Below are 19,443 nucleotides of genomic sequence, written 5' to 3'. Positions count from 1 at the left end.
TCATCGGCTGGGCGCGGACGATGGTCGCTCTTGTGGCCTGGTTCGCCTTGGCCGTAATGAGGTCACGCTCGTCCGAACGATGATTTGTCTGATTCCTAGCCCAGCGCCGGGCCAGTTCGGTCAGCGCGGTCAGCGGTCCGGCCTCAGCGAATGGGCTAAAGCTGCTATCTCACCCATCCGACCTTGAGCTGGTCAACGAATGTCGATGATCTCGTCGAGCGCAGTGCGGGCGACGCTGAGGAGTTTCAGTCGATCGGCAAGATAGCGCTCACCGATTTCTTCGATCGCTTGCTGACGTTCGTGCAGGTCACCAGCGGAGCCAGGGTGGGCCTCAGCAAGATCGCGAACCGCCTGCACGAGCGCGCTGAACTGCAAGATCAGCTGTTGTGCCGCCGCGGCAACCTGTTCCGGCCCCTCGAGCAGGACCGAGTCTCCAACCTGCTCGGCATGCTTGAACAGCCTTCGGATTTCGGCAAACCGCTCTTCAGCGAACGGTTCCGGCCGAGTCGCGGCTTTGAGGAAGCGATACTCGTGCAGATTTGCTCGGTCAGCAGCAGCCAGGGCTTGCAGGAAGTCGAGATAGGCGGCTTGGCGGTGTTCGCGCCGCCACGGAAGTGCTCAACCCGTAGATCGAGAAGCTGATTCTCCTTCTGCGCCAACTCCTTCCGCACCTGCTCATGCTCGAGAGCGGCTTGGCGACGTTTCTCGGCACTTGCCCCGATGATGGCGGTTAGGCATGCACCGATGGCCGTTCCTAGAACACCAACTGCTGCAACGAGAACGCTGATCATGACTTCTCCGAGCAGGGCGACTGTGACCGCGGTTCCATAGAGAAAGTATTGGTGGCCGCGAACCCACCCGCACTGCATCCGCAGGCCGGTGGCCAAAGTGTATGGCACTACCCATCGGGGTGGCATGGCGCGATCATCAGCATGATCGAGCGTCCGTGCGGTCGGACTGAGTGCCCGGTCGAATCCTCAACCGCCGATCCGAGCTCACCCGCGCCAGCATCCACCCTGGCGGCGTGCGCGATGCGTGCGCCCGATCTTGCCCACAAGAGCTGTGGGCACTGAGCCTTTTTCATCCTCGTGCGGCGTGAAGTTCGCGGTCCTGTAGCACGTGGATGGTCTTGACCAACGGCCCGGCCTTGTGCGGGCAGCAGCGCAGTTTTTGCAGCACCTTCCAGCTCTTGAGCTGCGCGTTCGCGCGTTCGCCGGGGCTACGCAGCCGCGCGTGAGCACGATTGGCCCGCCTCTGCGATTCCGGCTCGTTCCGTCCCTTGTACGGGGTGAGCAGGCCCTCGGTGCCCTGATACCCCTTGTCCGCCAACACGATCAGCCCGCCGCGTTCGAGCTCGGACACGATCTGCCAGATCCAGGCGGCCTTCGCATCGTGCACGCTGCCAGGCAACGCACCCGAGACCCACACGATATCGCCGTCAGGTATGGCGATGACCTGCACGTTCATCCCGTGCTTACGGTGCTTGCCCGAGTAGTAGGGCCGATCGGCGGCCACCTGCGTCGATCGGGATGAGCGTGCCGTCGAGGATCAGATAGGCGTGTCCGCCCTCGCGTGCTTTCCGCAGCGCCGACCTCAGCTTCGGCGCGTGGGCGGCCAGCAGCTCCACGGTCTCTTCGGCGTAGCGCCACGCGGTCGTCGTCGAGATCGCGAAGCCCGCGGCGAGGTCGGCGTAGGTTTCGGCCTTGCGCAGGTAGGCCAGGACGAGCAGGGCTTGACGGCCGGGGTCGAGCTTGCGCCATACCGACCCGATCCCGGTTCGGTGGCGGCGGATCACGCCGGCGACTCAGGTGAGGGTCTGGCGTGACAACGGCAGTGCGGCACGGTAGAACAACAACAGAAGCCCTTGGTATGCAGTCGTTTTCGTCGACAACTGCCCTACCAGGGGCTTCGTCACATCCAGCGGCGACACACCGCAACCAACTCCGCTGCCCGACAAGGCCATTCACACAAGATGAAAAGGGCTCACTGTGGACGGCGTCCACAAACGGGCGCTATTCTGGCTCGGTTCAATTCAGTCGAGTTCGATTAGATTCGAGATGCCGCAGGTTGCAAGCGATTTCAGAGTCGCCCAGATCTACGGCCCTGGACCGTGGGGGTGTGTTGTGGAACCGATAAGCCTTGGAGTAGCCGCTGCGGCGCTGCTTGCTTCCAAGTTCGGGGAAGGCTTTGCGAAGAACGCCGGCGAAAGTGCATGGAGTACGGTCAAGCGAATCCGCGAACTCATCGCTTCGAGGGCAGAACATGACCCCGGCCTCGGTGAGGCAGCTGCCACCGTGGTGACCGTGCCGACCAAAGAGAATCAGTCGATGCTCGCAGCCGCGATTTCCAAAGCGGCTGAGGCTGATCCGGCGTTTGCCGCCGAGCTGCACCGTGCGCTCTCCGCGGCACGCAGAGACCACGCCGTTGATGTTTTCATTGCCCAGGCCTTCGACAGCTCAAGACAGCTCAACATCTACGGCGGTAACTCCGGACCGATCAGTATCTGACCACCATGCCCTCGTTCACACCTCGGTCTGACGACGAATCTCGGCAGGTCAACGTCTCGGGTGACAACTACGGCGACATCTACGTATCGCCTTCTCAGTCCTCGCTGAATAGAACCGGGGTCGGCTCGCCGCAAACCCCCACGGCACAGCCTAATCCTGTTCAGCCGCAACATATTCAGCAATTACCATCGAAGCGGCGCCGGGCAAAGATTCATGAAATTGGTCCGGCCTGGATAACCACGATCCTAGGTCTGCTCGTAGCGCTGACCGGCATGGGCGTCGTTGTCGGACGGGAGTCGGCCTCACAGGTTGCGACCCCGCAAACCATTACCGTCACAGCTGTTGGCAGCGCGGTTACAACCATCGCTGCGCAGCCTTCTGGCCAGACTCCCATGGACGGTGGGGCAGCCACTTCGGCCGCGAGTGGAGCCACCACGCAACAGGTTGCGGAGGGCGTCGAGCTCGTCCGATGCAGCGTCGATGTCGCAGACGGGTACACCGTTCCCATCGAACGAACCAGCACCTGTCCAGGACCTTCAAAATATGTGTCCGGCTTTATGTTCAACGGTAGTAACGCCTATGCCTCTGGCGGCACGATGGCCGTCGCGACCGACGACGAGCCGACTTACGATAGCTGCAAGAAGAACACCCGATACGCAAGCCCTCTCAATGTCGCGACCGGGACCACCCTCTGCTTCCACGGGCACAGCGTGATCGCATCGATCGCGATCCGCGAGATCAAACGCGATAGTGGTACGTACGCGGCGATCGATCTCGTCATTTGGCGCGGCGCTTCGGCATAGCGCACCACGCAGCAGGATGCCCGATGAACCCGGCCTTCCGTGCAGAGCAAGCAGGTGGGTCGCGAGCCGACGGCACGAGAGCGCCTCTGGTTCTCAGCACCACGACAGACGCACTGCCTCCGGATCGGGTGCAGTCAGAACTACGTCCATCAGCTCGGTGGGACCTGCCACCTTGGTGCCACAGAGGTCCCAATCCGACCACGTGATCCAAGAACGGTCGGCCGCCCACATACTCGACGGTAAGCCCGCTCCGCCAGGATGGACGTACAGCTCCGCCGCCTCACCGAGCGGACCCGAAACGGCGAGTCCGGTCTCGTACTCGAAACTGACGGCCATAGCAAGGAAAGCATCCGTTCAGTAGGTTGAAACCGATCAGTCGGCACTATCTTGAATGAAGAGCCCCCTACCCAAAACTATTTGACCAGTGCACATTTCGAGCCAACCAGGTTCGCAGTACATACCGCTCACCGTACTATGCGATCTAAAATGCCCTGGTGCACACCGGAGATGGCGCTAGCGGGGGCCAGTTCGGCCTTCTCGACCTCAGCGTCGACCTGTCGATACCGGACGTCTACTCGGGCACTGATTTCACCGTCTACCTCCATATCAAGAACCCATTTTCATCCCGAATCTGGATCCGCTCGGTGGAGTTGAGTCTTCCGACGCAGCCTCGGCCAGCGCCTCGGCATCCCACTCCCGCCAGTGCACCGGATTCCCGGCATGCTGACGCAAGTAAGGCGATGTCGCGCTGCCCAATCGGTTCATATCCCCACCCTTCCACACTCGGCGGACACGCAACACGATCCAGACGCAACCTCGCGCGGGCCTGCGACACCATCGTCGAGCATCCGCAGGCCCCGCCCGCACCGGCGATCGGGCGCCCGCCCGCCGGGTGCATGATGGGGCGCATGCTTCCCACCGACCGCCTGCACCAGGTCGACCGGCACCCCGCCGTGATCGATACGCCGCTCGGCACCGTCGTGTTCGCCGTCGCGCTCGGCTCGGAACAGGTACCGACCGGTCCGGATACCGTGTGGCGCTTGGCGAACGGCTCGCACCTGCACCGCTGGCGGCACCGGGACGCCACGGTCGATCTGCTCCTCGGCCGCATCGAGATGCCTGCCTGGGACGGCGGCGCGGCCGTACCCATGTGGGCGGGAATCTGGCAGGTGCAGGCGCATTCGGCGGTGCCCGCCCTGTCCTTCTCGGCCGAACTGACCGATCTGTCCGCGGACACGTTCTGTGGTCCCGACTCCGGTGAATGCCTCGCGGCCGTGACCGCCGAGAACGACCACTTCTCGGTGTCGATCGGCGGTCCGGATTCCGAACTGCTGGCCATGCAGGCCGCGGACGGCCGGCTCATGCCCGCCGACTGGGCGGACCAACTGCCCGCCGACGGCAATGACGACGATTCCGAATACGGTGTGCGCTACCTGGATCCGGCCGGAATCCAGTGGCGGCTACCCGGTCTCGCCACCATGGAGGTGGCCCGGCTGTGCATAGCGACCGCCTGGTGTCCCCGCGACGACGACCGGCCCGCGGCCTGGTTCGCGGTCGACATCCCCCTCGACACCGCCTACCTCCACCTCACCACCGACCGCTCCTGACCGGCGCCGGCTACCCGGATATCGAAGCGGTGGCCGCCCACCGGCGGAACTCGTCCGGGGATTGCCCCGCCTGACGGCGGAACGCCCGCCGCAGGGCCCTCGGGTCGGTGTAGCCGAGCCGGGCCGCGATCGCGTACATGGGGAGATCGGTGCCGCGCAACAGATCCGACGCGTGTTCGTAGCGGACCGTGTCGACCTCGGCGCGCCAGCTGGTGCCCAGCGCCTGCAGACGACGTTGCAGAGTGCGCGGGCTGATGGCGAGCCGGGCGGCGACCTGTTCGAGTTCGAGTTCGCCGCACGCCATCGCCTCGCGCAGCACCGTGCGGATCCTGCCGATCGGACTGGGCGCGGGACGCGCACTGGCGAGCAGCAGTTCCGCGTAGCCGCGATGGATCCGGCCCAGATTCGGGTCACCCCCGGTGGGCAGGGCGGCCGCGTCGAGGAAGGTCAGCTCGGAGTGCGGGGCCTCGAAGCAGATCCGGTTGGTACCGAACGCCTCGACGAGGTGCCGGTGATTGCGTGGCGCGCGGTGCCGGAACGCCACCCGAACCGGAAGCAGCGGATGCCCGGTCGCCTCGCGGGCCCGCTGCAGCATCACCGCGAGCGTGAACTCCTCGACCAGCCCCAGGATCGGACCGGGTTCAACGGTCGCGGTATCCCGGAGGATGAGCAACCCGCCGCTCTCCAGCACCTCGCCGCCACCGAGCGGATCCGCGACGACGGCGCGCAATTCGACCACGCTGCGCAGGCTTTCGGCCAGCGTCGGCCCGCTCGAGAAGAGGTAATCCCACACCGAAAGGCTCCCCCGCGTGGCCGTGGCCGCCGCACACAGACCTCCGGTCGGCCCCGCGGCCGCATAGATCAGCTCCCAGACCCGCCACGCCGAGCCGGTCGGAACCCGCACCAGATCGTCGCCGAGCTGATCGGCCCCCAGCTCCAGCGCGCTGAGGAGTTGCGACGCCGACGCTCCCGCCCGCAGCGCCGCCACCCGGACCAGGTCCGCCAGCCGAGACGAAATGGTATTGCCGATCATCGCCGCAGCTTAGCGACCACCGATTACTTCTGAACGGGACGATCAGGACCAGCCGATCTCCACCCGGACCGACCGTAGCTGCCCGACCGCCGACCGGCCCCGGCCGCCACCGCATCCGGCGAATTGTCCTGTCCGGTTCCGCAATTGGCGCCGACGGTCCTCACGCGGGGCGGACCGTTCGGGGCAGGCTGGGATGGTGAAGATCGGAATCATCGGGGCGGGACACATCGGGGGCAATGTCGCGCGGCAGGCGGTGCGGGCGGGACATGAAGTGGTCGTGAGCTTTTCGCGCGATCCGGAAACGCTGCGCGCCTTCGCCGCCGACCTGGGCGAGCGGGCCGTGGCGGGGACACCGCGCGAGGCGGTGACCGGGGCCGAGCTGACGGTGCTGTCGGTGCCGTGGGGCGTGATCGACGCGGCCCTGGAGCAGGCCGGGACATTGGACGGAGCACTGGTGGTGGATACCACCAATCAGTTCGGACCCGGTCCGGGACCCGAAGCCGGGCAGACCGCCGCGGCCTTCAATGCCGCGCGCCTGCCCGGCGCACGCTACACCAAATCCTTCAACACGCTGACCGCCGGATTCCAGGCGCAGGTGGCGGATCGCCCGCTGGAAACCCGTGTCGTGCAATGGATCTGCGGCGACGACCCGGCGGCCAAGGCGGTGGTGGCGGACTTCGTCGACAGCCTCGGCTACCTGCCGATCGACCTGGGCGGCCTCGCGGACTGCGCGGTCATGGAATCACCGCGCCGCCCGGGAGCGGTCTACGGCGAGGAGTACCGCCGAGCGGACGCCGAGGGCGTCGTGGCAGCAGTCCGCGCGGGCCGCCCCATCCCACCGACCCCGGCCTACGAGTGAGGCTTGGGTAGGCCACACTCCCAACCGGATTCGGGCCGGGTTGGGCTGAAGTCACCTATGTCGTCCGTCCTGTTTCAAAAACCGCACCGCACAGTCTATTTTGGATCCGCGTGTGTTGCACCGTGAGTGCAACGCGATGCAACCCCTGCACTCCGACGTCACCCACGGTTGATTCGAGAGGCCCGGTCCATGGGGACTCCGGGCCGACGGCCGTCGATGACGCCTCACCCCCGGGATCCCCAATGACGACCCACGCCACCGGTACTCATCCCCCCACCGGTATTCACCGCGTCTGCTCTATCGGCGCGCGGTCGCTGCGCCGCGCCCAGTATCGATGGCGGACCCGATGAGCGGCGGGGCGGGGCTCGACCCCGACGCACAGGTGGTGGACACCGTGCTGCTACCGGGGTATGTGCTGAGCACGATCGGAGTGTGCGAGGACACGCGGCATCGCCTGGCCCTCGCCGCGGACCTGCCGGGCTGGCTGTTGACCTCGCCCGAATCCATGGTGCCCAGCGAGCGGTATCTGCGGCTGTGGGAACTCGTCGAACACGAAACCCGTGATCCCGCCATCGCCGTCCGCACCGCACTCGAGTACACGCCGGGACAGCTCGGCATCATCGACTACCTGCTGCTGACCGCGCCCACCCTGGGTGCGGGACTCGCGCTCACCGATCGGTTCATGGACGCGTGCTCGACCAACCGGGAGTTCCGGGCGGTCGCCGACGAGGATCCGGACGGTGTGACAACGGTGTACACCGGCCTGGCCCGGGGTGAGGGCCGCGGCAGCGAGCTGGCCATGCACACCGGTCTGTGCGGGATGATCGTGAAGATGCGCACGGCCACCGGGCAGCACGTGGTGCCGGTGGACGTGCGACTGCGGCAGCGGGCGCCCAGGTGCCGGGCGGAGCTGACGGCGCTCACCGAGCTGTTCGGTACGCCCCGAATCGATTTCGGGGCGGCCACCAACCGCGTCACCTTCCGGAACACCGATCTGGCCCTGCCGCTGCTCCGCGCCGACCCGGTCCTGAACCGAATCCTGGTGCAGCAGGCCGAGATGACGGCGCCTCCGCGCATCACCACCTGGTCCGACCGGCTGCAGCAGGAGCTGGTGTCCATGCTGATCGACGGCGAGGTGACCATCGACGCGGTGGCCCGCCGGCTGCTGACCGGCCGTCGCACGCTGCAGCGCCGCCTCGCCGAGGAGGGCACCTCATGGCGGTGCGAACTCGAAAAGGCCCGCAGGCAGCAGGTTCTCGACCAGCCGCTCGGCCTCACCCAGGCCGAGCGCGCCCGCCGCCTCGGCTACTCCGATCCGAGGTCGCTGCGCCGCGCCCAGCAGCGCTGGACGGACGCGAGCTGAAGCGGCTGCGGTGCGCCTCCGCGCCGGCGGTCACTCCTGCTGATCACGGCGGAAGCTCGCGGATGACTGCCCGGTCCAGCGGCGGATTGCCCGGGCCAGCACCCGATGTCATTCGCGCCAGGAGGGTGCCATTCCGCGTCTGCGGGGTGGTGAAGTGGCATCCTTCAGGGGTTCACGCCCCGCTCGCCGCACCCCGATCAGGAGGCACCATGGCCGGATTGGCCCGCATCCGCCACGTCAAACTGCCGGTCAGCGACCTTGCGCGCAGTGTCGCCTGGTACTGCGACCTGCTGGATCTGCGCCTGGCGGGCGAGTTCCGGGAGGAGGGTGAGCTGCGCGGGGCACAGCTCATGCACCCGTCAGGCTTCGGCATCACGCTGTGGGAGCGCGAATACTGTGCGGGCACACCGGATTTCCGCGGCTTCGACGTCTTCGCACTGGAGGTGGAGTCGGTCGACGACCTGCACGCCTTCGCCGCCCGTGCCGACGAACTGGAGTACACCCGCGGCGAGGTGTTCGATCGTGGCCCGTACGGCGCGGTCCTGGATCTCGCCGACCCCGACGACACCGTGGTGCGGCTGCTGGCCAACAACCCCTTCCGCGCGGATCGCTTCCTCGGGGTGGACACCGACGGCAAGGGCGGCTTCAGCGTCTACGACACCCCGACCCTCGGCTGAGCGCCGAACCCTCTCGAAGGTACATATTCCCAGGTAGATATCGCTAAGACATTTGTACTAGACAAGCGTGCCAGTCGTTTAGTACATTTGTCTCAGACGTTAGACCCAACCGAGAGGCCCGACACCATGAACACCACCGCCAACTCGCTGCACATCCTCGTTTCCGGCGGCGGCATCGCCGGCAATGCCGTTGCGCTGCAACTGCTCCGGGCCGGAGCCCGGGTCACCGTCGTGGAGCGCGCCACCGCGCCCCGCCCCGGCGGCCAGGCCGTCGACCTGCGCGCCGCCAGCAAGGAGGTCGCCGAGCGCATGGGCCTGATGCCGGGCATCCGCAAATACCAGCTCGAAGAGCTGGGCATGGCCTGGGTCGACCGCAAGGGCACCGAATACGCCGCCCTGCCGGTGGAGGCCTTCGACGGCAAGGGCCCGGTCGCCGAAATCGAGATCACCCGCGGCGACCTCAACCAGGTGCTGCTGGACCTGCTGGCCGAAACCCCGGGCAAGCTCGACTACCGCTACGGCGAGTGGATCGAGACCCTCGACCAGGACGACACCGGCGTGACCGTCGGCTTCGGCTCCGGCGCGACCGAGCGCTTCGATCTGGTGGTCGGCGCGGACGGCGTGCACTCGGCGGTCCGCCGCCTCGCCTTCGGGCCGGAGGAACAGTTCTCCACATACCTGGGCGGCTACACCGCCTTCTTCACCATGCCCACCCCCGCCGACACCAAGCCGGGCTGGTTCGCCATGCACTCGGTGCCCAGCGCCGCCGTCGGCATCCGCCCCGACCGCGACCCGCGCACCGCCAAGGCCATCCTGACCCTCCGCACCCCGGAGAACCCCGCGCTGCGCCGCGATGTCGCCGCCCAGCAGCGCCTCATCACCGACATGCTGGCCGAGGCCGGCTGGCACGCACCCACCGCGCTCGCGGCCATGGCCGGCGCACCCGACTTCTACTTCGACGTGCTGGCCCGCATCGACATGCCGACCCTGGCTGCCGGGCGGGTCACCCTGGCCGGCGACGCCGGCTACTGCGGCTCCCCCCTGACCGGCATGGGCACGGCGATGGCATTGGTGGGCGCGTACATCCTGACCGGCGAAATCGCCGCGACCCCGGACGATCTGCCCGGCGCGCTGGCCCGCTACGAGGAGCGGGTGACCCCGTTCCTGGACGCGGCCAAGGAACTTCCCGGCGGCGGCATCCAGATGATGCTCCCGAAGTCGAAGGTCCTGACCGCCCTGGGCCGGCTCAATATGCGGATCATGACCTCGGGCCCGCTGCTTCCGCTGACCCGGAAGCTGTTCGAGCCCAAGGCCGAGGACTACCGGCTGCCCGTGTACGAGACCGAGACGCTGGTCTGAATTCCCGGCCTCAGCCGAGATGCTTGCGCAGGAAGGCCGCGATCTCGTCGGTGGCGGCCGCCGCCTCCGGGGTGTCCCGCATGCTCGGGTAGACGTGCGGGAGACCCTCACCGAGCGACAGCGTCACATCGACGCCCGCGGCCCGCGCGGCGGCCGCGAAGCCCTCGGAGTCACTGAGCTGCAGTTCGGCCGTGCCGACCTGGATCAGCAGCGGCGGAAGGCCGGCCGGGTCACCGAAAAGCGGTGAGGCCGAAGGAATTCGGTGATCAGCGCCATTCAGGTAGGCAGCGAATACGCCCCGCAGCATGCCGGCCGTGAAGATCGCATCCTGGCCGTCGAGCTCGGTCACGGAGGCCCCGGAAGCGCTCATATCCAACGTGGGCGAGAGCAGCACGGCTGCCGCGGGCAGCGCCGCCCCGGCATCGCGCAGTTCCAGCAGCAATGCCGCGATGAGATTGCCGCCCGCCGAATCACCCGCCAGCACAATGGAATTCGCGGCCACACCCTGTTCCTCGCGCAGCCAGCGCCAGACCGCCCGGATATCCTCCACCGCCGCCGGGTACGGATGCTCCGGCACCAATCGGTACTCCGGGAACAACACCCGCGTCCCGGACGCCCGCCCCAGCCGCGCCGCCAACTCACCGTGGCTGTCCAGCGAGCCCAGCGAGAACCCGCCCCCGTGCACATACACCAGCACCCGATCCGGCGAGGTCCGCGGCGCATCCAGCCAGTGCGCGGGCACGCCCGCCGCCGACACCGCGCTCACTCGGACATCATCGGGAATCTCGTACCGCTTGCCCGCGGGCAGGAAATTGGCCCGCAACTCCTCGATCGGCGGCGGCGTCGCGGGCCGCGTCACCCGGCGCCGCTCGAACAGCTCGATATGCTCCCGCATCTCCGGGCTCGGCATGGCGATTCCCCTTCCGCTCCAATCGTTTCGATCTCGCGGCCGACAACCCTGCCCGCCCGCCGTTTGTTCCGGCCGCTCCCGGATATGCCACGACCCCGGTCACCGGACCGGGGTCGTGGGATATCCGGGGAGATTCAGGCGGTGCCGTTGGTGGCTTCCGGCTTGTTCTCGCTGTGCGGCTCGGACTCGGTGTCCTCCGCGCGCGCGGCCTCATGATCCTCACGCGCCGCGATGCCGTGCTCGGTACCCTCGTCGGCCTCCTGGTCGGCCTCCGGGTGTTCCGGGGAGAACTCGGCGGGCAGGTTCTTGATGTGCCTGTTCATGTTCCGGATGAGCAGGATGGTGCCGGCCAGCAGCACCAGCACGATGACCAGACCCAGCGGGGACGCCTTGCCGAACTCGGGTCCGGTGGGCGAATTGGTGCCCTGGGCGAGCAGCGTGAGCATCATCGGGCGGCGTCCTCGGTGTCGGCGGTGTCGAAGCCGGAATCGGCCTCGTCGATTCCCGCGAACAGGTCGGTCTCCGGGATCGCGGTCTTGACCCGGGTCTTGGCCAGTTCGAACTCCTCGGTGGGCCACAGCCGCTGCTGCATCTCCAGCGGAATCGCGAAGAAGGCGCCGTTCGGGTCGATCTGGGTGGCGTGGGCGCGCAGGGCGTCGTCACGCTGCGGGAAGTACTTGGCGCACTCGACCTGGGTGGTGACCCGCGCCATGATGTCGCCGCGCTCGGCGGCGTACTTGCGCATACGGTCCATCCAGTCCTGCATGGGAAACGGCTCGCCGCGGCGCGCGTACTCGTCGGCGAAGACCTCCAGCCGGGTGAGGCTGAAACCGTGGTTGTAGTACAGCTTGAGCGGCTGCCAGGGCTCGCCCGCGTCGGGGAACCGCTCCGGATCGCCCGCCGCCTCGAAGGCCTCGACCGACACCTTGTGGCACATGATGTGATCCGGGTGCGGGTAGCCACCCATCTCGTCATAGGTGGTCATGACGTGCGGCTTGAACTGACGGACCACGCGCACCAGCGCCTCGGTGGCCTCCTCCAAGGGCACCAGCGCGAAGCTGCCCTCGGGCAGTGGCGGCAGCGGATCGCCTTCCGGCAGACCGGAATCCACGAAGCCGAGCCAGGTCTGGCGGACGCCGAGCGCCTCGGCGGCGGCGGCCATCTCCTCCCGGCGGACCTCGGTGATGCGGTCCTTGATGCCGGGGGTGTCCATGGCGGGATTCAGGATGTCGCCGCGTTCCCCACCGGTGAGGGAGACGACCAGCACGTCATTGCCTTCGGCGGCATAGCGCGCGGTGGTCGCCGCACCCTTGCTGGATTCGTCGTCGGGATGCGCGTGCACCGCCATGAGGCGAAGACCACTCACTTCTCGTTCACCTCACCGATCACGTTTTCCACCTCGTAGCGTCGAGCTGTATCAATTGGCACGTGCAGGGGCCCTACGTGGTTACGCAAGCTGCCTCCTCCGAACCCTGACCGCACGTGCCGAGTCCAGGCACAGGCATCAGATATGCATTCCCTATAGTTCCATCCGATCGTTGTTTGTTCCGACCTACCCCCCGGGAGCGTCCCCGATATGAGTGAAAGACCGGCTGACCGGTACGGGATTGCGCCTCGGAAGACCCGCCGCTGGCTCCCCTACGCCCTCGGAGCGGTCGTCATCCTCGCCGGGCTCGGCGTCTCCTATCTGGGCTACCGCACCTACGGGCCGCAGGCCGTCGAACCGGATCGGATCGGTTACACGATCGTCGACGACTCCACGGTCAGCGTGGATTTCAAAGTGACACGCAAGGATCCGGGCCAGGCGGTCGTCTGCTTCGTGCGCGCCATGGACGGCGACACCGACGAGGTCGGCCGCCGCGAGATCCTGGTGCCCGGCTCCGACGCCGGCACCGTCCGGGTGGTGACCACGATCAAGACCACCCGACGGGCCGGCGCCGGTAATGTCTACGGGTGCAGCGACCATGTGCCGGCCTACCTGCGCGCCGGGTGAATCGTCCGTTGGGCGACCCGCTTTGACGCTTCTACCTGCACCTTTCCGAATCGTGCTAAAATGACGCGATACACGGTTCCGGCGTTCGGAGCCGTGTTTGCTGCATTGACGGCCGGCGCTGTCGGGACTCTCCCCAGGGATCGCTCTGGCTGTCCACTGCTGCTGTGCCCATCTCCGGATGGCCACGGTAGCGGGCATCAGGGAATCCCGGCTTGCCGGGGACAACTACTAGGGAGTGATCGAGATGACTGAGACCGTGACTTGGCTGACCCCGGAGTCGCACGAAAGGCTCACGAGCGAACTCGGCGCGCTCATCGCCAACCGTCCCGTCATCGCGGCCGAAATCAACGAGCGCCGTGAAGAAGGCGATCTCAAGGAGAACGGCGGGTACCACGCGGCCCGTGAAGAGCAGGGCCAGCAGGAGGCGCGCATTCGCCAGCTGCAGGAACTGCTGAACAACGCCAAGGTCGGCATCGCGCCCACGAAGTCCGGCGTCGCCCTGCCCGGCTCGGTCGTCAAGGTCTACTACGACGGTGACGAGTCCGACACCGAAACCTTCCTCATCGCCACCCGCGAAGAGGGCCTCGGCAGCGCCGACCTCGAGACCTACTCCCCCAACTCCCCGTTGGGCGGCGCCCTCATCAACGCCAAGGTCGGCGAAACCCGCGAATACACCCTGCCCAACGGCAACACCATGAAGGTGACGCTGGTCTCCGCGGAGCCCTACCACAGCTGATTTACGACCGACGGATTCGCGGCCCCGGTCCACACGGACTCCGGGGCCGCAATGTTTGTCGGCACCAGCCGCGACACGACGAAGCGCCGCACCAAGAATGGTGCGGCGCTTCGTTTCTTTCCAAAACGCGACAACTGATTTCGCGAGGTTCCGGGTAACTCATCGGGCACGACCGAAATCGGTTCGGCTCCCGACCGCCGGCACGGGTGCGTGATCGGATACGTCACCCGGCCGCCCACTGAAGGCCCGGGGAGGCGGTCCAGCTCAGGCGAGCGCCTGCTCGATGTCGGAGAGGAGGTCGCTGATGTCCTCGATGCCGACGGAGAGGCGGACCAGGTCGGCGGGGACCTCGAGGGCCGAGCCGGCGGTGGAGGCGTGGGTCATGGCGCCGGGGTGCTCGATCAGGGATTCGACGCCGCCGAGGGATTCGGCGAGGGTGAAGACCTTGGTCTTGGCGCAGAAGGCGAGGGCCGCGTCCTTGCCGCCGTGGACGCGGACCGAGATCATGCCGCCGAAGCGGCGCATCTGCTTCTGGGCCACGGTGTGGCCGGGGTGCTCGGGCAGGCCGGGGTAGATGACCTGGGCGATCTTGGGGTGGTTGGAGAGGAATTCGGCGATGGTCTCGGCATTGTCGCAGTGCCGGTCCATGCGCAGGGCCAGCGTCTTGATGCCGCGCATGGTGAGGAAGGCGTCCATCGGGCCGGGGACCGCGCCCGCACCGTTCTGCAGGAACGCGAACTTGGCGTCCATCTCCTGATCGTCGGTGATCAGCGCGCCGCCCACCACGTCCGAGTGCCCGCCCAGGTACTTGGTGGTCGAGTGCAGCACGATGTCGGCGCCCAGCAGCAGCGGCTGCTGCAGGTAGGGCGAGGCGAAGGTGTTGTCCACCACCAGCTTCGCGCCGCCCGTGTGCGCCACCTCGGCCAGGGCCGCGATATCGCCGACGTTCAGCAGCGGGTTGGTCGGCGTCTCGACCCACACCAGCTTGGTGTTGGGCCGCATGGCCGCGGCGACCGCGTCCACATCCGACACCGGCGCGACCGAGTACTCGATCCCCCACTGGGTGAACACCTTGTCGATGAGCCGGAAGGTCCCGCCGTACGCGTCGTTCGGGATCACCATGTGGTCACCGGGCCGCAGATTCGCGCGGATCGCGCAGTCGGTGGCCGCCATACCCGAGGCGAAAGCCCGCCCGTAGCTACCGGATTCGAGCGCCGCCAGGTTCGCCTCCAGCGCCGTGCGGGTCGGGTTCCCGGTGCGCGCGTACTCGTACCCGCCACGCATCCCGCCGACCCCGTCCTGGGCGAACGTCGAACTCGCATAGATCGGCACGTTCACCGCACCGGTCTGAGGGTCCGGATCGAACCCGGCGTGCACCGCCCGTGTGGAGAAACCCAGCTGATCACTCATGCGGACAGCCTAAGGGCACCCCCGCCTCGCTCCCCCGCCGCTCCCCCGCCTCCCCGAATATTCAGCGGACGGCAGAGAGCCGTCGGCTGTTGACAACCCGTGCCGGCGGTTGGGTGCCGAACCGATTTCGGTCGTACCCGGCGAGTTACCCCCACCTCGCGAAATCAGTTGTTGCGTTCGCATGACACCGGTGTCATGCGGTGGCGGCCGTGTTCGGGTGGGGTGCGGCGCGGCGTTGTAGGCAGGGTGGGGGCGGTCTTATCGTGGGGCGCATGGTCACCGTGGACGAGCTGTTCGCTATCGATTCCCTGCTCAGTGACGAGGAGCGGGCGATCCGGGGTACGGTGCGCGCGTTCGCGGCGGAGCGATTGCGGCCGCGGGTGGCGGAGTGGTTCGAGGCGGGTACGTTTCCGGTGCGGGAGCTGGCTCCGGAGCTGGGGAAGCTCGGGCTGCTGGGGATGCATCTGGACGGGTACGGGTGCGCGGGGACGTCGGCCACGGCGTACGGGCTGGCCTGCCTGGAGCTGGAGGCCGTGGATTCGGGTGTGCGCAGCATGGTTTCGGTGCAGGGGTCGCTGGCCATGACGGCGATCCACAAGTACGGGTCCGAGGAGCAGAAGCTGCGGTGGCTGCCGGAGATGGCGGCGGGCCGGATGATCGGATGCTTCGGGCTGACCGAGCCGGACTTCGGCTCGAATCCGGGCGGCATGCGGACGCGGGCGCGGCGGGACGGGGACGACTGGATCCTCGACGGGTCGAAGATGTGGATCACCAACGGGTCGGTCGCGGATGTGGCCATCGTGTGGGCGCAGTCGCGCGAGGGTGAGCGGGATGTGATCCGCGGATTCGTAGTACCCACGGACACAACGGGTTTCAGCGCTCGCGAGATGAAGCACAAGCTGTCGCTGCGCGCGTCGATCACCGCGGAACTCTCCCTCGACGGCGTCCGGCTGCCCGCCGACGCCCTGCTGCCCGAGGCCCGCGGACTCCGCGCACCGCTGGGCTGCCTGTCCGAGGCGCGGTTCGGCATCGTCTTCGGCGCGCTCGGCGCGGCCCGCGACTGCCTGTCCGCCACAATCGAATACGCGCAGACGCGCGAGGTGTTCGACAAGCCGCTCGCGGCCTACCAGCTCACCCAGGCCAAACTGGCCGACATGGCGCTGGAACTCGGCAAGGGCGAACTGCTGGCGCTGCACCTCGGCCGGTTGAAGGACCGGCACGAGATCTCCAACGAGCAGATCAGCGCCGGCAAGCTGAACAGCACCCGCGAGGCCATCAAGATCGCGCGCGAGTGCCGGACCATCCTGGGCGCGAATGGCATCACCCTCGAGTACCCGGTGCTGCGGCACGCCAACAACCTGGAGTCCGTCCTCACCTACGAGGGCACCGCGGAAGTGCACCAGCTCGTCCTCGGCGAGGCCCTGACAGGCGCGAAAGCGTTCCGCTGAGCGGAAGTTCCGGTCGATTGCGCGATATGTCACAGCCGGTCCCCGAGGTGCCGGTCGATTGCTAGCATCACCGGGTGTTTGTGCCCGGCTCCGCGTTGCTCGTCGTTTCGGCGCGTAAAACCCTGAACCGCCTGCAGCGCACCCACGGAGCCCCCGCCGCAGAGGCCGCGGCCGTATTCCCCGGTGTGTCCGCAGCGATCGATCAGCATGCCGCGGCCGTCCGCGACATCCTCGACCTCGGCGTCGAGAACTCCAACCTCGTCCCGGCAAGTGTCCTGCTGGCCGGCTACGCCCGCGGCATCCTCGAGGATCTGCGCGAAGCCGAGGCCATCCTCCCCCACTCCCTGCTCGACTGGCAGGATGCCGACTGGCTCCACCTGCGCCTGGCGGGCGTCTGCTCCCTGGCCCGCGCCTCCTGACATCACCATGAAACAGCCCCGGGGTGGAATCCCCGGGGCTGCTCGGTTTCCGACGGCGTGGGATCAGCCCATGTCGTCGCGATCGCCCTGGTCCTGGCTGCCGGGCCATGGCATCTGCCCGCTGGAATGCGGGGGCTGCTGTCCGGGCGGCATCGGCTGTCCGGGCGGCGGCATCTGGCCGGGTTGGGGCGGCATCGGCCCGGACTGCTGCGGCGGCATCTGCCCGGGTTGTCCAGGCATCTGGCCGGATTGAGGCGGCATCTGCCCAGGCTGCTGCGGCGGCATCTGCCCGGGTTGTCCAGGCATCTGCCCAGGCTGCTGCGGCATCTGCCCGGATTGCGGCGGCGGCATCTGGCCACCGCCGGCCGGTCCGTGGCCGCCCTGTGGGCCGTATCCCGTTTGCCCGTAACCCGCCTGGCCGCCCGGCGGCTCTGCCCACTTGCCCGGAGGCATCTGGCCCATGCCCTGCCCCGCCATCATGGGCCGGGTGGCCGAGCGCTGCGCCCACATGGCCTCCTCACGCGCCTGCCGCTGGCGGGCCGCATCCTCACGGCCCCGCTGATAGGCCTGCGCATGCCCCTTCACCTCGGGCATTTCGCCCTCGATGGCGTCGAGCCAGCCCGCCCACCGCTCCTGCATGGGCCGGATCAGGCCACCACCGAGACCGACGATGAGGACACCGGCGATCGTCGCCAGCACCGTGATGAGGATCGGCATGGTGACAGAGGTCCCCACCCCGATCTGATTGAGGGCCGCGATAATGCCGATGCCCCAGATGAACACCGCCGCAATGCGTCCCAGCATGCGGCCATAGTCCAGACCGCTCAGCATGTTCGACACCATGTCCTGCACGACGCGCGCGATCGCGCCCGCGATACAGACGATGACGATGCCGACCGCCAGCCGCGGCAGCCAGGCCACGATGCCATTGAGCATGGTGCTCACCGGGTTCGGGCCGAAGATGCCGAAGCCGAGCTGCAGCGTGATCAACAGAATCGCGTAGTACGCCAGCTTGGCGATGATGCCGGTCGCGTCGTAACGACCGCGGGCCAGCATGTCCTTGATGCCGCCGCGTGCCACCAGCCGATCGAACCCGACTCGGTTCAGGATCCGGGTCACCAGCTTGGCCACGAGTTTGGCCACGAACCAGCCGATGAGCAGAATGACCAGGAACCCGACGAATTTGGGCACCCACGTGGCGATGGAACTCCACGCATTCGAGAGACCCTGTCCGAACTGGATATCGATAGCCGAACTCGAGGTGTGCATGACCCCGTCCCTTCGCTATCTGTTCCGGCCGTGTGCCGGAACTGCTCTTCGGGGTCGTTATACGCCTGGTCGATCGTCGAGATTGCTCGTTTGCGAAATAGTTGCCAAATCAGATGCCTGTGATTAGCCGAATGGCGGTACGACCGCCACCAAGACGCCGGCGACAGGGACCGCGGGCCGATACGACAGCGATGGCCCGCCCCTCATCGGGCAGGCCATCGCGGTGTCGTCCGGTACGTCGCCGGACCGGATCAGTAGGCGCTGAAGACGTTGTCCATCGAGCCGTAGCGGTGCGCCGCGTAGTTGCAGGCAGCCACGATGTTGGCGACCGGGTCCCAGACGTCGAAGGCGGTGCCGTCGACGTGGTACGCGTTGAAGGTCGGGTCGATCACCTGGAGCAGGCCCTTGGACGGGATGCCCATGGCCGCGTTGGAGTCGTACAGGTTGATCGCCTGCGGGTTGCCGCTGGATTCGCGAATGATGTTGCGGTAAATGCCGTCGTAGCTGCCCGGGATGCCGTGCTGCGACATGATGTCCAGCGCGTGGTGGATCCAGCCGTCCAGGTTGTCCTCGTAGACGGGGGCGGGCGGCGCGGGGGCCGGAGCCGGCTCGGGAGCGGGCAGCGGGGCCGGCATGGGCGCCGGGGCAGGAGCCGCGACGGCGGCCGCGGGTGCGGGGGCAGGGGCGGGCTGCTCCTTGGCCGGAGCGGCGGCGGGCGCGGCGACGGCCAGGGAGGCCTTCAGCGCGGCCGGCTGGACATCTCCGCTGGCGGCGGCGCCGGCGGCGGTGATGATGGAGCCGAAGACACCCAGGGCGAGGGCGGCGGCGCCGGCGGTACGAGCGGCGGCAACCAATTTGCTACGTCTAGCAGGGTCACTCAGAGCAGTCATAACATTCGTGGGCATGGCGAATTTGGATTCCTGTTCGGTTTCGGGCTCGCGGGCCTGAAGAAGGCAGCGCAGTATGGGCGTCTCACGGCGCCCGCCTGCGTACCTCGGGCTGTTGTGTGCTGTTGTGAAACCCGGTATGGGTCAATTGGATTGGCACACT

At 67.4% G+C, this 19,443-nt stretch carries 19 protein-coding genes and 2 pseudogenes; 12 read left to right on the top strand and 9 right to left on the bottom strand.

The window, feature by feature from the left end; genetic code table 11:
- Nucleotides 1–183: 183 nt before the first annotated feature.
- Nucleotides 184–642 (top strand): hypothetical protein, encoded by a 459-nt coding sequence (locus ACIRRA_RS33745; RefSeq protein WP_402776672.1) that lies wholly within the window; start codon nt 184–186, stop codon nt 640–642.
- 438 nt (nt 643–1,080) lie between these two features.
- On the opposite strand, the pseudogene ACIRRA_RS33740 reads toward ACIRRA_RS33745, so the two are convergent.
- Nucleotides 1,081–1,795, bottom strand: a pseudogene (locus ACIRRA_RS33740) (transposase family protein).
- Nucleotides 1,796–1,988: 193 nt separating this feature from the next.
- Between ACIRRA_RS33740 and ACIRRA_RS33735 the strand changes: the two are divergent.
- On the top strand, nt 1,989–2,507 hold the full coding sequence (locus tag ACIRRA_RS33735; protein ID WP_402776670.1) for a hypothetical protein: 519 nt from the start codon (nt 1,989–1,991) through the stop codon (nt 2,505–2,507).
- A gap of 5 nt (nt 2,508–2,512) precedes the next feature.
- The gene (locus tag ACIRRA_RS33730; protein WP_402776668.1) at nt 2,513–3,310 is read left to right on the top strand and encodes a hypothetical protein; all 798 of its coding nucleotides are present in this window, start codon (nt 2,513–2,515) and stop codon (nt 3,308–3,310) included.
- A 654-nt stretch (nt 3,311–3,964) separates the two neighbouring features.
- On the opposite strand, the pseudogene ACIRRA_RS33725 reads toward ACIRRA_RS33730, so the two are convergent.
- Nucleotides 3,965–4,075: pseudogene (locus ACIRRA_RS33725) on the bottom strand (DUF255 domain-containing protein); the annotation flags it as partial.
- Nucleotides 4,076–4,218: 143 nt separating this feature from the next.
- Here ACIRRA_RS33725 and ACIRRA_RS33720 point away from each other — a divergent pair.
- Entirely contained in the window at nt 4,219–4,917 is a 699-nt protein-coding gene (locus ACIRRA_RS33720; RefSeq protein WP_402776666.1) for a hypothetical protein, read from the top strand.
- A gap of 10 nt (nt 4,918–4,927) precedes the next feature.
- Here the strand turns inward: ACIRRA_RS33720 and ACIRRA_RS33715 are convergent, their stop codons facing one another.
- Nucleotides 4,928–5,950, bottom strand: a complete 1,023-nt coding sequence (locus tag ACIRRA_RS33715; RefSeq protein WP_402776664.1) for a helix-turn-helix domain-containing protein — start codon at nt 5,948–5,950, stop codon at nt 4,928–4,930.
- A 193-nt stretch (nt 5,951–6,143) separates the two neighbouring features.
- Here ACIRRA_RS33715 and ACIRRA_RS33710 point away from each other — a divergent pair, with 193 nt between their 5' ends.
- The 4 genes from ACIRRA_RS33710 to ACIRRA_RS33695 all read left to right on the top strand — a co-directional run bounded on the left by ACIRRA_RS33710 (nt 6,144) and on the right by ACIRRA_RS33695 (nt 10,208).
- Nucleotides 6,144–6,809, top strand: coding sequence for an NADPH-dependent F420 reductase (locus ACIRRA_RS33710; RefSeq protein WP_402776662.1), 666 nt, complete (start codon nt 6,144–6,146; stop codon nt 6,807–6,809).
- Between the two features lie 346 nt (nt 6,810–7,155).
- A complete protein-coding gene (locus ACIRRA_RS33705) occupies nt 7,156–8,172 on the top strand; it encodes an AraC family transcriptional regulator ligand-binding domain-containing protein (protein WP_402776661.1) in 1,017 nt (338 codons plus the stop codon).
- Between the two features lie 209 nt (nt 8,173–8,381).
- Nucleotides 8,382–8,849 carry a VOC family protein gene (locus ACIRRA_RS33700; RefSeq protein ID WP_402776659.1) on the top strand — a complete coding sequence of 156 codons (468 nt, stop codon included), beginning with the start codon at nt 8,382–8,384 and terminating at the stop codon, nt 8,847–8,849.
- Between the two features lie 126 nt (nt 8,850–8,975).
- A complete protein-coding gene (locus ACIRRA_RS33695; protein WP_402776657.1) occupies nt 8,976–10,208 on the top strand; it encodes an FAD-dependent monooxygenase in 1,233 nt (410 codons plus the stop codon).
- A 10-nt stretch (nt 10,209–10,218) separates the two neighbouring features.
- On the opposite strand, the gene ACIRRA_RS33690 is transcribed toward ACIRRA_RS33695, so the two are convergent.
- The 3 genes from ACIRRA_RS33690 to mca all read right to left on the bottom strand — a co-directional run bounded on the left by ACIRRA_RS33690 (nt 10,219) and on the right by mca (nt 12,466).
- Nucleotides 10,219–11,118, bottom strand: a complete 900-nt coding sequence (locus ACIRRA_RS33690) for an alpha/beta hydrolase (protein ID WP_402776655.1) — start codon at nt 11,116–11,118, stop codon at nt 10,219–10,221.
- Nucleotides 11,119–11,252: 134 nt separating this feature from the next.
- Complete coding sequence (locus ACIRRA_RS33685; RefSeq protein WP_402776653.1) at nt 11,253–11,567, bottom strand: hypothetical protein; 315 nt, start codon at nt 11,565–11,567, stop codon at nt 11,253–11,255.
- Nucleotides 11,564–12,466 carry a mycothiol conjugate amidase Mca gene (gene mca, locus ACIRRA_RS33680; RefSeq protein ID WP_402776779.1) on the bottom strand — a complete coding sequence of 301 codons (903 nt, stop codon included), beginning with the start codon at nt 12,464–12,466 and terminating at the stop codon, nt 11,564–11,566. The genes ACIRRA_RS33685 and mca overlap by 4 nt, the downstream gene beginning before the upstream one ends.
- A gap of 228 nt (nt 12,467–12,694) precedes the next feature.
- Between mca and ACIRRA_RS33675 the strand changes: the two genes are divergently transcribed.
- Together ACIRRA_RS33675 and greA are read left to right on the top strand one after the other, a co-directional pair.
- Nucleotides 12,695–13,111: a DUF4307 domain-containing protein gene (locus tag ACIRRA_RS33675; protein WP_356995707.1), complete on the top strand. Its 417-nt coding sequence runs from the start codon at nt 12,695–12,697 to the stop codon at nt 13,109–13,111.
- 244 nt (nt 13,112–13,355) lie between these two features.
- On the top strand, nt 13,356–13,847 hold the full coding sequence (gene greA / locus ACIRRA_RS33670) for a transcription elongation factor GreA (protein WP_154789804.1): 492 nt from the start codon (nt 13,356–13,358) through the stop codon (nt 13,845–13,847).
- 264 nt (nt 13,848–14,111) lie between these two features.
- Here the strand turns inward: greA and ACIRRA_RS33665 are convergent, their stop codons facing one another.
- Complete coding sequence (locus tag ACIRRA_RS33665; RefSeq protein ID WP_356995706.1) at nt 14,112–15,257, bottom strand: cystathionine gamma-synthase; 1,146 nt, start codon at nt 15,255–15,257, stop codon at nt 14,112–14,114.
- 272 nt (nt 15,258–15,529) lie between these two features.
- On the opposite strand from ACIRRA_RS33665, the gene ACIRRA_RS33660 reads away from it, so the two are divergent.
- Together ACIRRA_RS33660 and ACIRRA_RS33655 are read left to right on the top strand one after the other, a co-directional pair.
- On the top strand, nt 15,530–16,705 hold the full coding sequence (locus tag ACIRRA_RS33660) for an acyl-CoA dehydrogenase family protein (RefSeq protein ID WP_402776650.1): 1,176 nt from the start codon (nt 15,530–15,532) through the stop codon (nt 16,703–16,705).
- 74 nt (nt 16,706–16,779) lie between these two features.
- Entirely contained in the window at nt 16,780–17,124 is a 345-nt protein-coding gene (locus ACIRRA_RS33655) for a DUF6401 family natural product biosynthesis protein (RefSeq protein WP_356995704.1), read from the top strand.
- Between the two features lie 63 nt (nt 17,125–17,187).
- Here ACIRRA_RS33655 and ACIRRA_RS33650 read toward each other — a convergent pair whose 3' ends face one another.
- Both ACIRRA_RS33650 and ACIRRA_RS33645 read right to left on the bottom strand, forming a co-directional pair.
- Entirely contained in the window at nt 17,188–18,393 is a 1,206-nt protein-coding gene (locus tag ACIRRA_RS33650) for a hypothetical protein (RefSeq protein WP_402776647.1), read from the bottom strand.
- 251 nt (nt 18,394–18,644) lie between these two features.
- A complete protein-coding gene (locus ACIRRA_RS33645) occupies nt 18,645–19,247 on the bottom strand; it encodes a transglycosylase SLT domain-containing protein (RefSeq protein ID WP_402776645.1) in 603 nt (200 codons plus the stop codon).
- Nucleotides 19,248–19,443: the final 196 nt, after the last annotated feature.

Source organism: Nocardia sp. NPDC101769 (genome assembly GCF_044766925.1).
Classification (GTDB): domain Bacteria; phylum Actinomycetota; class Actinomycetes; order Mycobacteriales; family Mycobacteriaceae; genus Nocardia.
The sequence above is the reverse complement of the archived record's forward strand: the minus strand, read 5'-3'. Positions and strand labels throughout refer to the sequence as shown.